Origin of the sequence: Nocardia beijingensis NBRC 16342, assembly GCF_001612785.1 — a bacterium.
Classification (GTDB): Bacteria; Actinomycetota; Actinomycetes; order Mycobacteriales; family Mycobacteriaceae; genus Nocardia; species Nocardia beijingensis.
The window spans coordinates 127,833-140,214 of sequence record NZ_BDBC01000012.1 but is presented as its reverse complement, the minus strand read 5'-3'; the positions used below and the strand labels follow the sequence as shown (position 1 = coordinate 140,214).

The following is a 12,382-nucleotide window of genomic DNA, read 5'->3' as shown; positions in this document are numbered from 1 at the left end:
GGCGGTCAGAGCGCGCGGATGCCGTCGAGCACCGCGCGCAGGAGGCCGAGGTCGGACTCCGACCCGGCCGTCGGCTGCGCCGACCGGTAGACCAGCCTGCCGTCGTCGAGCAGGTCGCCGATGAGGACCTTCGTCATGGTCAGCGGCAGATTCAGCCGCGCGGAGACCTCCGCCACCGACTGGGGCGTGCGGCACAACTGCACGATCGCGGCGTATTCCGGTTCGGTGCGCCGCAGCGCGGTGCCAGGTGCGCCGTCGACCACCAGGGTGACCAAGTTCAGCTCCCGGCGCACGGCACGACCCCGGCCGCGGGTGATGGCGAAGAGCCGGACCATCGGACCGGCGTCTTCCTCGTACCAGGGATCGTGCTGATAACTCATGGCCGTGTCGAAGCGGGGGGATGCGGGCGCGTGTCGACCGACAGGTGGGTTCCGACTCGCTGCACCGTCTGATTCATCTCGTAGGCCACCATACCCATATCGGCGGTCTCGGACGCCAGCAGCGCCAGGCAGGCGTTGGCGCCCGCCGTGGTGACGAACAGCACCGCGCGATCGAGTTCCACCACGGTCTGGCAGACGCCACCGGCGTCGAAATGGTGGCCCACGCTGCGGGACAGACTGTGCAGTGCCGATGCCATCGCGGAGAAGCGCTCGGCGTCGGCCTTGTCCAGCTGGGCCGAATGGCCGATCAGCAGCCCGTCCGAGGACAGCAGTACCGCGGACTGCGCTCCGGCCAGCCCGGTGACCAGTTCGTCGAGCAGCCAACCGATACCGGTTCCCTGGGAAGTAGTCATGGTCGCCTTCTGAAGATGGGAATGTGCGGGACTAGTCGATGTCGGGACGCTTCCGGCGTCCCTGGCGGGTGCCGTTCTCGATGGCACTCATCAGATTGCGTGCTTCATCGGCGGTCCGCTGTCGGATCGGGGCGGGCGTCGCCGTCTGCGGCTGCTCCTGCTCCTGCTCCTGGGGGGATTGGCGTCGGCGGCGGGGAAGCGGCGGCCGGGCGTCCCCGGCCGGACCGGGTTGCGGTGTCGCGCCGTTGTCCAGGCCACTGCTGCCGTTGTCGAAGCGCCCGCCGTTGGTGCCGAAACGGCCGGTGGGGGTGTCGAATCCACCGGTGCCGGTGTCGAAGCTGCCGTCGTCGCCGTGTGGTGCCGGTACCGGGACCTGTTGGTCGGAGGCGGAGGTGAACCATGCCGATCGGCCCGGCGCCGCCGCTGGTCGAGGCGCGACGTTGCCCTGCGCCGATGTTCGCATGGGCTCGACGGGGTCGACGTCGTTCTGTTCGCGGGGTGTGGTGTCCGATTGCAGAAGTGCGCTCGGAACGAGCACCACCGCCCTGACGCCGCCGTAGACCGACTCGCCCAGGCGCACCGAAACGCCGTGCCGGTGGGCCAGTTTCGCGACGACGAACAGCCCGAGCCTGGTGTCGCTGGACAAGCTCACCACACTGAAATCCGGTGGGTTGGCGAGCAGTTGGTTGCGCGCGGCGAACTCCGCCTCCGACATGCCCAAACCCTGGTCGATGATCTCGACCGCCACACCGCGCCCGACCACGACGCCGGACACCTCGACCCGCGCCTGCGGGGGAGAGAACGAGGTCGCGTTGTCCATCAGCTCGGCCATCAGGTGGATCAAGTCGGCGACGGCGTTGCTCGACACCTGGAGTTCGGGCAACCGGCCGGTCTGGATCCTGGCGTAGTCGAGACTTTCGGCGACGGCGGCCCGGACCAGATCGACCAGCGGAACCGGCTTGCGCCAGCGCCTGCCCGGCTTCTCGCCGCCGAGAATGATGAGGTTCTCCGCGTTGCGCCTTGCCCGCGTCGCCAGGTGGTCGAGCTGGAACAACAGCTCGAGCTGGTCGGCGTTCTCCTCTTTGCGTTCGGCTTGGTCGAGCAGCGCCAGTTGGCGGTGCACCACGACCTGGCTGCGATGGGCGATGTTGAGGAACACCGCGTTGACGCCCGCTCTGGTCTTCGCTTCCGCGACCGCGGCGGACACGGCCGCGACATGGGCACGGTTGAAGGCGTCGGCCACCTGGCCCAGTTCGTCGGTGCCGAAATCGAGCCGGGTCGAGTCGGCCTCGGAGTCGACACTCTCGCCGCGGCCGAGCCTGCTCATGAGATCGGGCAGTTGCCGGTCGGCCAGTTCCAGGGTGTCGTGCCGCAACCGCCGCATGCGTCCGATGAAGCGATTGGCCATGACCAACGCCGCGAGGAAGGCGATGGTCGCGACCAGCAGCACGCCCGCGCCGCCGAGCATGGACTGCCGCGCCGTCCGGTCACCCCGCTCGCGAGCGATCTGGTGGGCGTCGCGGCTCTGGTCGTCCCAGACCTTCAGCAGGGCGGAGGAGACCTGCCCTGACGCCTCCTGCCACGCCGCGACGCCCATGGGCAACGGCGTGGTCCTCGTGGTCGAGCGGCCGCTCTGGGTCCGGCCGGTGGACTCGTCGGAGTCGGAGCCCGCCTCCACCGGTCCGTGCACCAGCACGGCGTCTTGCATCGCGATCAGCTTCTGGTAGGCCGGTCCGGCGGTGATCTCCTGGAGCTGGGCGAGTCGCTTGCCCTTCAACACCCGGCCCGCGTAGGCGACCTCGCTGCGGAATTCGCCCACCAGACGGCTGAATTCGGTGAGTTGCGCGGGAGTGTTCTCGCCGACGGTCAGCGCCACCGTGCCCAGGGTGTCGGCCAGCGACAAGGCTTCGGCGGCGCGCAGAGCCTCGACGCCGTAGTTCAGCTCCATGGCGATGTCGGCTTCCGGCGCCACCCGGGCGGCGAGCGTCGAGGCGGCGATGATCGTGCCGATGACCCCGCTGAAGATTTCGACCACCTCGTTCGGCGCGGCCTGCCGGGTGTCGACCCCGGCGCGCACCGTCGGAACCATCGCGAACAGCTTGTTGTAGGCCTCGATATCGGAGGCGGACCCGTCGGGGTTCAGTTTGCGGGCGGCATCGCCTTTCGCCATCACCGCCGCGAGCCCCGCGTCCGAATGCTGGCGTGCGGTGGCGAGCGCTCGGGCGGCATCGGCGTCACCGGCCAGGGACAACAGCGACAAGCGGCGCTCCTCCTGGAACGCCTGGACCATCTGGATGGCAGGCGCCGTCGTGCTGCTGGCCAACTCCGCCCATTCCTTGGCCGCTCGGGCGGATTGCACCAGATAACCCGCGGCGCCGACGCCGATGACGAGTAGCGTGACGCTCGATATGAGCACGATCGCCAGCAGTCGTACCCGGACACCGACTCGACCACGGACATCGCGCCGGCTCGAGCGAACCACTCCCACAGCGGATTCGCGAAGCTGAGACCACTTGCTCACGGCTGAAAAATGCCTACCTCTGACACGGCCCGCCCGAACCCAGGCGGCACCTCACCTGTACCCGTTCCGAAGAATAACGAAAGTGTAGCGTTGCGATCGCGAATCGCACGGATTCGCGACTTGCTTTAAGTGAACCGAAATTATTACGCGATAGTGCCTCGTGGGCTGGAGCGCAGCGGGGACCTCGCGTGGTGGGCAACGGTCGACTTGTCCCGGTTCTGAAGCTACTCGCCGGTATGGCTGGGTTATCCGCTGCTACGGGAATCAGAGCAAACCTCTATCGCTAACTTACCGACAGTTCTGGTCATAAAACAACGCCCGCGATACTGCGACTGCCGCCGCGTCCCGTGCTCGGTCCGCTCCTGTCACCGGATCCGACACCGAGAACGCCTGCAAACGCCGCTCGGAACCGGGCGATGATATAGCGCCGATTCCGATTTGGATTTCCCGCTGGTGGCAATCACGCCGGGTGGAACGCTGTCGGTGATTCCACGGTGGCCCGGACTGCTGCGCAGTCTCCCAATCCGGGCCTCGAGCCCGGGCGGGTGCGCAGTCATGCCGGGCGATCCGCCGCGTGTGATCGGCTCGCCTCGGCGCGGCGAACGGTTTCCGCGATCCCCGTGGTGCCGGTTTTGGTGGTGCGTCGTCGGGCACGGACCGGAATCGTTCAGGGCGGCGGCCATTTGGCCCGCAGTTCGAGCGCGGCGACGACGTGAAGGAGCGTTTCCACGGGATCGACACCCGGCTCGTGACGCCTGCGGCGTCGCACGGGAGACTTGCCCGGCTGGTGCGCGTCTCGCGCGCCGACGGCGGCATCGGGACCGCATCGGAGATACAGGCCGGCGGGAACGGTACCGGTCGCCCGGCACGTGTCGAAGAACGCGCCGATCGCGCCGACGACATCTGTGGAGCGAAAGGCATTGCGGACATGCGACGTTCGCGACGGCATCGGATCGCAGACCCAGCAGATCGGTGTTTCACATGCCGCCGCGGCGGCGAACAAGGCCGGAAGCGTCTCTCGGGTCCGGGCGACGTCCAGCTGGGATACGAGGGTGAGCCGCCCCGGCTGTTTCCACGGATTCAGTGTGCGACAGAGGTACTCGATATCCGCCGGTGTGGTCGTGGGGCCGAGTGTTACCGCGACGGGGTTACCGGCACCGCTGGCGAGGCGGATTCGGCCGCGCGAGGGTTCCGCCCCATCGCCGAGCCACAGGAGGTGTGCCGAACGATCCCACCATCGTCCGTCGGGTCCTCGGCCGGTCGGCCCCGCTGCGGACACAACGGACGGTTCGCGCGAGATGCGCAGCAGCGGCAGCCAGGTATGCAGTTCGCCTGCGCCCGGCGGTGCGATCGTGGCGACGGGCAACAGTCCGCTCACCGCGCGCAGCAGGTCCCGTCGCACCGGGTCGCGCGACCGGTCGGCGGCACGGCGCAGGAGGTTCACGCACAGCGTGAGCGGTAGCCGATCGGCGGGCCACTCGTCGAGCGCCGTGGCGGCGCGGAGGTCGCCGTGCCGCCTGGGCGCTCGTTCGATGGTGATCGCCGTAGCGCCCAGCCCATGCGTGATGACCGCGGCGGCGGCGTACATCAGCGCCCTGCGCGCGGCGAGCTTCCTGATCTCGCCGCCATCGGACGGCTGGTCCCGGCCATCGAGGTGCAGCGCGAATCCTTCTCCTCGTGCTGCTTTGGCCAGATCCGCTGTCAGCGCGTCGCATTCGCTCGCGTGGCCGAGTTCGGTCACGGGCCGCGGCCGTCGCGGGTGGCCGGGGAGTGCCGTGGATTGCACGCTCCGCTGTTCGCGGTCGAGGAAATCCCGCGCCATGACCAGTCGGCTTCCACCCGCGAACGGCCCGGGCTGTGCGGGGTGGGGTTCGTCGGACCACGGCGGATGGGCCCCCGCCGTGGCGTCGTAGTCGGGTGGGATGACGTCGGGATTGAACGATTCCCGGATGTAACACAGCGGCCGATCGCCGAGCGTCATGACGTACGCGCGTGCCGCGCAGAGTCGACCGTCCGGCCAGCGCGTCAGCCCGGTGCGCAGCAGATGCCGCCGCTGGGATATGCCACGGGAGATGAGGCCGGTTCCGATCGGCACCCGCACATCGTCCACGCCGGAAGCGGCCGCGCCCGCGCGCACCGCGACGACATAGTTGACGGACGCGGTGACCAGGTCGGTGCCGACCAGACAGGAGCGGCGGATGATGACCCGATCGGAATCGGCGACGCCAAGAGCGGCGGTGACCGTGTCCGGCAGCAGGCTGGCCGCGATGTCGTCCTGGCGCAATACCCGCACGTGCAGGTCGGTGCGCAGCAGCGCCGCCAGCGCGGGCGTGGTGAATCCGTCGCTCGCCAGCAACATCCTGGTCAGCGGGTGGGCGAACCGCCCGATCTCGTCGTGCTTCCGGAAGCCCGAACCACCGGGCGGGCAATCGCCCGGTGGCTCGGTGCCGGTGTGCGTGATGGTCACGACCGGCTCCGTGCGGTGCCTGTCACGAGAATTCCGGGCCGGCCGCTACAAGGTGGTGGCCGCCGTCGGTGGGAGAACGGGCCGTGCCACGGCGGCGATCTCCGCTTCGGTCCGCGGCCGGTCGGTCAGGCCGAGCACCGGGTCGGTCGTGATGCGCAGCTCGCCGGTCGTCGTGTCCGCCAGCGGATCGCGCCAGTGATCCCACACGACGGACATGTCCAGGTGGCCCATGTATTCGAGATTCGCCGACTCCGCGTGCAGGCCTTCGGCCGCGGAGATGATGGTCGCGGTCGCGGCGCGCTGTTGCGCGCCGGAGGACTCGTCCATATCGGTCAGACCTGCCATGATCTCGGTGAACTGAGCCTGCTTCGTGTCGCCGCTGTGCCCGGTCGTCAGGGTGCCCGCGTGCGCGAAGTATTCCTCCGAGCCCACGTACTGTTCGTACATCCGCGACACCAGCACCAGGAATCGGGTGTAGGCCCGGCGATAGGCGTCCTCGTAGAAACCCAGTGCGTCGGACTCGCTCAATTCGCCGCGCAGGATGGTCGCGATCGCCGCCGCGGCGACCAGGGCGGAGTACGTCGCGAGATGCACGCCGCTGGACAACAGCGGATCGAGGAAGCAGGCCGCGTCGCCGACGACGACCCAGCCGGGACCGCTGAACCGGTCGGAAGTGTAGGAGTAGTCCTGCTCCGCCTTGACCTCCGCGACCTGCCGCGCACCGACGAGCAGCTCGCTCATCGCGGCGCTGTCGGCGATGGTCTGCGCGTAGTACGCCTCGCGGCCGAGTTCGCGAAGTTTCCCGGCGGCCTTGCGCGCCGAGACGACATAGCCGACGCTGTGGCGGCCGTCCGAGAGCGGGATGTTCCAGAACCAGCCGCCCTCGGGCGTGGACACCACATTGATCGCGCCCTCCGGGCTGTCCGGATGTAGGTGTGCGCCTTCCCAATACGACCACACCGCGACGTTGCGGAAGGCCGGATGCTGCTGACGACCGATGACCTGGTGTTTGGCCAGCACGCCCGCGCGGCCGGAGGCGTCGACGAGAAAGTCGAACTCGGTGGTGTGTACTCGGTCGTCACCGGCGACGGTCCATTCCACGGCCGTCGGCCGGTCGCCGTCGAACAGGACGTTGGTGACCGTGGCCTGCTCGATCACCTGCGCGCCCTGCTCGGCGGCGTTGCGCAGCAGCAGGTCGTCGAAGACGTCGCGCTGGACCTGCCAGGACCAGGCTTCGGCGTCGACGAGCTTGGACCAGTCCAGCAACCAGTTGTCGTCCTGCCACTGGAAGTGGCCGCCCCGTTTGATCTGGAACCCGTGCGCGGCCACCGCGTCGTAGGCGCCGGAGACGCGCAGGGTCGACAACACCGATGCGAGCAGGCTTTCGCCGATGTGGTAGCGCGGGAACTTATCTCGTTCCAGGAGGGTCACCCTCACCCCCGATTTCGCGAGCAGCGCAGCGGTGGTCGACCCGGCTGGGCCGCCACCGATGACCAGAACATGCGGATTGTCCATAGCGAACTCCCTGGAACTGCCGACAACGGATCGTGCGCCCGCCTCAGTGCGGAAGAACTCCGGACGGCCGCGGTCTCCGGCGCGTACGGAGCGAGATTGCTACTGATTAGCCAAGCTAACGGTGCACGATTCGATTGTAGCAATTGATAGCGAATCCTCAATAGTGACAAGCTATTTAGCAACCGTTGATCTATCGGGCAGTAGATTACTGGAGGGTTGCCAAAATGCCCGCATGAGACTTTGCCGCTGGACTGTCGTCACTGGGTGTGAACTGTGCCACCGAGGGTGGTCGACAGCGCCTGCGTTCGTGGAAATCGCTGCGGGAGAGGATATTTCGCCAGCGCTTCGCGTGCGCGGCGGAGAAAGTGAACGTCTGGGGGTAGGTGATGATGCCGTCTGCCGTTCGGTCATCACCCCTCTTTCCCAACCGATTCAGGATACGGCGGACGCTCTCGTCGTACGAGCCGTTCACCGAGAGTTATCCTGCCCGCGGCCCGATCCTCGCTTCCGCCAACTCCCGGCGACGGCGGCCGTGAGCGAATAGTCCTGTGGCGCGGCTGGTTTGCTCACCCCTTCTGACCTGCGCATTGAAGAATTTCACGGTGTCGGTGGACGTGACACCGCGGAGGACGATATCGCGGGATGCGTGACGGATAGCCGAGCGGGTTCGCCACTCCGCGAGCGGGTTTCGTCGGAGGACGGTGGTGTACGTGGAGGCGTCGTCGGGCGGTCGCGGACAGCGACAGGCGGCGCATGATTCGAATTGATCGATGGGTGCGCGCTGTGGGCGGGGTAGTCGCGGGCGAGGCGCGTCGAGACGGGCCGGACTATGCCGGGAAAGTGGACGGGTCGGACTCGGTGGGTGCGACCGGCGCGACCGGGGCGGTGGCTCAGACCGGTCCGCGCCCGGCGGCGACCCGGCCCGCGACCGGCCGCACATCGCGGTGGGAGATCAGCCACTGCCCCTCGTGCTTCTGGTATCTGTCCTGTACCAGGCCGATGGTGGTCCAGTCCGCCGGCCGGTTCGAGTCGGCGGATTCCCTGGTGGTGAACCAGTGCCACACCGTGGCGTAGGCGGTGAGCAGCGGACCGTCCTCGGTCCACTCGATGGTGGCCTGACCGGCGACGTGCGCCACCATGGCGCGCTGGGACTTCGGTACGCGGCTCATATACGCCGTGAACTCGTCGCGTCCGTGGAAACGCTGCACCGGACCCGGCATGATCCGGTACTCGATCAGCGCGTCCGGTGTGAAGCATTCGACGAAACGTTCGCTCTCCCCGGTGTCGGCGAGCCGGAAGAAGTGGTAGAAGGTCCGGTAGATCGCCCGCTCGGCCTCGATGGTCGCGAGCAGATCCTCGGGTGAGCCGGTCACGTCGATCCTTTCTCCCGGCGACGAGAGATCGCGCGGCGAATCGTTCTCCGCCCACTGGGCGGTCGTGAAGTCTGTTGTGTCGCATCGCGGACATCGCGCCGCGGCGGAAAGCGGTTCAGGTCATCCGTTTTCCGGCACGCCGTAGGCCCGCAGGAAGGTGTCGACCGCGGCTGTGGCGACCGCGTGCATCTCGGCGGTGGCGACCTTGCGGGTGCCCAATCGTGAGCGGCCCTCCATCGGGCCGGTGATCAGCACCAGGAACTGTTCCGCGGCGGTGGCCGGATCGCCCGCGCGCAATCGGCCGGACAGCGACAGGCGCGCCAGCCGGTCGGCCAGCGCCTCGGCGAGCCGGTCGGACGTGCGGCTGACGACGATGTCGATGAGGTCGGGGAATTGCGCGACCTGGCCGTAGGTCAGCCGGCGCAGCGACCGGGATCGCTCGGCGCAGCAGACCCGGATCAGCCGGTACGCCAGGTCTTCCAGCGCGGCGCGCAAGTCGGGACCGGGGTTGCGCAATCGGTCCACCACCGACAGGTTCTCGGCCAGCACCGCGTCGCTCGCGGCCGCCAGCGCGTGCCGGAACAGCGTCTCCTTGTCGTTGAGGTGGTTGTAGATCGTCGGCTTGGCGACACCGGCTTCCTCGGCGATCTCCTGCACGCAGGCCTGGGCGTAGCCACGGCGCGCGAAAACGACGAATGCCGCGTCGAGGATGGCCTGTCGTTTGTCGATCCGTCCACGCGAAGCCGCCTGGCCTGCTGCCGATGTCCCTGTTGCCACGCTCGCAGTGTAGCGCACCGGTGGTACGAATTTTCCTCACTGGTTCAGTTTCATGAACCGCGTGAGATGGTCGTCGACCGCGCGGGCGGCCGCACACGCTGGCGCACCAGGCCGATGATCTCCTGCTCGATCGGCCCGGCGCGACCATTCGGCGATGAGCGGGCGAACCGATGATTTTCGGGCAGTCACGGCGTCGTTGAGGATGGAGCATCCCCGACGTGAAGGAGAGTCATGACCGACGACCTGGCCGCCGCCTCGACGGCCGAGCCCGAGTTGCTCGATGTCGCCGAGGTGACCACGGCGGTCATCCGGGACCGTGTCGCCCCCGCGGATTTGCGGGACTTCTTCGATCGCTCGTTCCGGCTACTGCCGGAGATCCTCGCCGGTCAAGGCGCGAGGATCGAGGGACCGGCCTTCTGCGTGTATCGGCAGGCGGATGGCGCGCTGGATCTCGAAGTGGGATTCGCGGTCGATCGGAGTCCGCGCGCCGAGCGCGAGGTCCGCGCCGGTTGTCTGCCCGCGGGCCGGGTGGCCAGGATCGTGCACGCCGGTGGATTCGACGGCTTGGCCGCCTCCTGGGAGCATCTGCGATCCTGGATCGCTGAGCAGGGACTCGCGGTGGGGCCGTTGCGGTGGGAGGTCTACTTGACCGAGCCCGCTCCGGACATGGACCCCGCGGAGCTGCGCACCGAGCTGAACTGGCCGGTGGCGTTGCCCGAGTCGAGCGATCGGCAGCCGGACGTGCCCGCTGATCGTTGATCGACCACCGTCTCGCGCGCTGGGGGCGGCTCGTCCCCGGAAGTCAGGAGCCGTTCGGTCGGCGCCGACCGCGGTGGCCGACCGAGCCGGACGTCCAGATCCGGCTCCGGTCCTCCACGCCCCACGCCGACCGGCCGTTCAAGTCTTGGATTTACGTATCGGGGTCTTCGTCTCGGCCGCTTCCAGGGCCTGGGCCCGCCAGCTTGCCGGAATTCTCGGATCGGCCTTCCGTGGTGTCCTTCTCGCTCGCGGCGGGGGTTTCGGGTGAACCTTCGTCGTCGGTGGTGTCGTGGGGCTGGTTCATGTGTGCGTCTCCTGATGCGAGGTAGGCGCTCACCGAATCGACGGTGTCTCGATCGATGAGGTGATCCTGCGGGGCGGCTCGGATGTCGGCGGAAGGGCCGTGAGCGCCGGTGCGCGCCCCGTGCGAGCAGGCGTATCGATGTCGAGTTCAGTTCAGCGCGTGGTTGTTTCCGGCGGAAGCCCGGACGGTCGCTGGGTTCGCGTCGCGCCCGCATGGGATGCCTGGCCGGTGTGACGTGCGGTCCGGCTCATCCCGAGGAGCATCGACCCCAGGCCGAGCAGGACGGCGAGCGCGCCTGTGACGACGTTGTTCCAGATCGTCGACCTGGTGTCGACGTTCCCGCTGACGATCCACGGGGCGAGGATCGTCCACAGGCCGATCAGCGGTGCGGCCCAGACGATGCCGTGGGTGCGGCCGTAGACCGAGGCGAACCCGAGCGCCAGCATCGCCAGCGCGATACCGCAGACGAGATTGTTGACGGTCAAGGTCGAAAACCCGTTGAACCCGACGACCCACGGAGAGATCGCGAGATACAACCCGGTCAGGAACAGCAGTCCGGTGACCGCCTGGGCGTCCGGCGCCTCGGAAGCGCGCTCGTACTTCTCCCGCAACTCCACGATGTCGGGATGCCGGCTCATCATGGTTTCACTACTCATGTTCTCCACCACTCCTCGGACATAGTGGCGAATCGAAGCTCTCTCGAGCCCGGGCGGCCGGCCATCGGTCCGCAGCGCGGCCGTCGCGTCGCCGCTCACTTATATATCATGCTGTGATAATATCACTCCATGATGGAAGGGTCGACGTCCTCGGCTGCCCACCTCACCGACCAGGAGTACTCGAAACTGCTGGCGTTCCGGACCGGGCTGCGCCAATTGCTGCGGTGGAGTGAGCGCCGGGCGGCGGAAGTGGGCCTCACCGACTTGCAGCACCAACTGTTGCTGGCGATCCGGGGGCACACCGACCCGGACGGCCCCAGCATCAGGGAGATCGCCGGATACCTGTCCGCTCGCCATCACAGCGTGGTGCAACTGATCGACCGCACCGAGCAACTCGGTCTCGTCATCCGCAGGCGAGGAGGGGGCAAGGATCGCCGCGTCGTCCGGCTGGCGCTCACCGAGGCGGGCAGGCAGACCCTTGCCCTGCTCGGTGCCGCTCATCTGGAAGAACTGCGGCGCTTGACTCCGCTGATCGGCGTCCTGGACGACCCCGCGCTGGTGCCCCAAGCGGGGTAGGTCGTCCCGATCGGGTGGTAGCGGGCCTACAAGCCGAGTAGGGCCTCCGCCACTTTCCCCATGGCATCGCGATACTCCGCGAGGCAGGATTCACCGGTGGTCCGGCGCGCGAGTATGCCCGCGGTGAGGGTGTAGCCGATGGTTTCCGCGATCACCCGCGGCGTCGTCACGGGGGTGACGCGGCCCGCGTCGACCTGGCGCTGGAGATACCGCGTGAAGCGGCGGATCGGCCGTTCGGTGATCTCCTCGGCCAGCGCCGCCACCTTCGGGTCGACTGCGCCGCGCTCGTCGATCAGGCGCAGCAGAGGTCCCGCCGCGGCGACAGCGGCGGCGAAGGACGCGATGGTGGCGCGCAGCATCGTTCGCGGATCGTCGTCCTCGATGCCCGGCTCCTGCGCGGCGAGGAAGTCGTCGCGCACCCGCTCGGCCAAGGCGAGGAAGATCTCCTCCTTAGAGGCGAAGTAGACGTACATCGTCGCGCGGGAGACGCCGGCCTCGGCGGTGATGGCGGCGACGGTGGTGTTGTCGTAGCCGCGCTCGGCGAACACGCGGGCGGCGGCGTCGAGCAGCGCGCGGTGCCGGGAGGTGTGCGAGCGCTCGCGCGCGGCGCGCACCGACCAGGTGGACTGGGTCACGACGAA

At 68.2% G+C, this 12,382-nt stretch carries 12 protein-coding genes; 2 read left to right on the top strand and 10 right to left on the bottom strand.

The annotated features are described in order from the left end of the window. Positions 1-5: 5 nt before the first annotated feature. The 7 genes from NB3_RS08455 to NB3_RS08425 all read right to left on the bottom strand — a co-directional run bounded on the left by NB3_RS08455 (position 6) and on the right by NB3_RS08425 (position 9,446). Complete coding sequence (locus NB3_RS08455; RefSeq protein ID WP_067799112.1) at positions 6-380, bottom strand: DUF742 domain-containing protein; 375 nt, start codon at positions 378-380, stop codon at positions 6-8. Continuing rightward, positions 377-793, bottom strand: a complete 417-nt coding sequence (locus NB3_RS08450) for a roadblock/LC7 domain-containing protein (RefSeq protein ID WP_067799109.1) — start codon at positions 791-793, stop codon at positions 377-379. Before NB3_RS08450 ends, NB3_RS08455 begins: the two co-directional genes overlap by 4 nt. A 31-nt stretch (positions 794-824) precedes the next feature. After that, positions 825-3,275: a sensor histidine kinase gene (locus tag NB3_RS08445; protein WP_067799106.1), complete on the bottom strand. Its 2,451-nt coding sequence runs from the start codon at positions 3,273-3,275 to the stop codon at positions 825-827. Positions 3,276-3,981: 706 nt separating this feature from the next. After that, a complete protein-coding gene (locus NB3_RS08440; RefSeq protein ID WP_067799103.1) occupies positions 3,982-5,781 on the bottom strand; it encodes a 3-deoxy-7-phosphoheptulonate synthase in 1,800 nt (599 codons plus the stop codon). Positions 5,782-5,826: 45 nt separating this feature from the next. Beyond that, positions 5,827-7,296, bottom strand: coding sequence for an NAD(P)/FAD-dependent oxidoreductase (locus NB3_RS08435; RefSeq protein ID WP_067799099.1), 1,470 nt, complete (start codon positions 7,294-7,296; stop codon positions 5,827-5,829). 890 nt (positions 7,297-8,186) lie between these two features. Continuing rightward, positions 8,187-8,669, bottom strand: a complete 483-nt coding sequence (locus tag NB3_RS08430; RefSeq protein ID WP_067799097.1) for a nuclear transport factor 2 family protein — start codon at positions 8,667-8,669, stop codon at positions 8,187-8,189. 120 nt (positions 8,670-8,789) lie between these two features. Beyond that, complete coding sequence (locus tag NB3_RS08425; RefSeq protein ID WP_067799093.1) at positions 8,790-9,446, bottom strand: TetR/AcrR family transcriptional regulator; 657 nt, start codon at positions 9,444-9,446, stop codon at positions 8,790-8,792. A gap of 231 nt (positions 9,447-9,677) precedes the next feature. Between NB3_RS08425 and NB3_RS08420 the strand changes: the two genes are divergently transcribed. Next, positions 9,678-10,205, top strand: a complete 528-nt coding sequence (locus NB3_RS08420; RefSeq protein WP_067799090.1) for a GyrI-like domain-containing protein — start codon at positions 9,678-9,680, stop codon at positions 10,203-10,205. 151 nt (positions 10,206-10,356) lie between these two features. On the opposite strand, the gene NB3_RS34885 is transcribed toward NB3_RS08420, so the two are convergent. Further along, positions 10,357-10,509: a hypothetical protein gene (locus NB3_RS34885; protein ID WP_157111637.1), complete on the bottom strand. Its 153-nt coding sequence runs from the start codon at positions 10,507-10,509 to the stop codon at positions 10,357-10,359. A 152-nt stretch (positions 10,510-10,661) separates the two neighbouring features. Continuing rightward, the gene (locus NB3_RS08415; protein WP_067799537.1) at positions 10,662-11,165 is read right to left on the bottom strand and encodes an SPW repeat protein; all 504 of its coding nucleotides are present in this window, start codon (positions 11,163-11,165) and stop codon (positions 10,662-10,664) included. Positions 11,166-11,294: 129 nt separating this feature from the next. Here NB3_RS08415 and NB3_RS08410 point away from each other — a divergent pair, with 129 nt between their 5' ends. Beyond that, on the top strand, positions 11,295-11,741 hold the full coding sequence (locus NB3_RS08410) for a MarR family transcriptional regulator (RefSeq protein WP_067799087.1): 447 nt from the start codon (positions 11,295-11,297) through the stop codon (positions 11,739-11,741). A 26-nt stretch (positions 11,742-11,767) separates the two neighbouring features. Here the strand turns inward: NB3_RS08410 and NB3_RS08405 are convergent, their stop codons facing one another. After that, positions 11,768-12,376 (bottom strand): TetR/AcrR family transcriptional regulator, encoded by a 609-nt coding sequence (locus tag NB3_RS08405; protein WP_067799083.1) that lies wholly within the window; start codon positions 12,374-12,376, stop codon positions 11,768-11,770. Positions 12,377-12,382 lie beyond the last annotated feature (6 nt).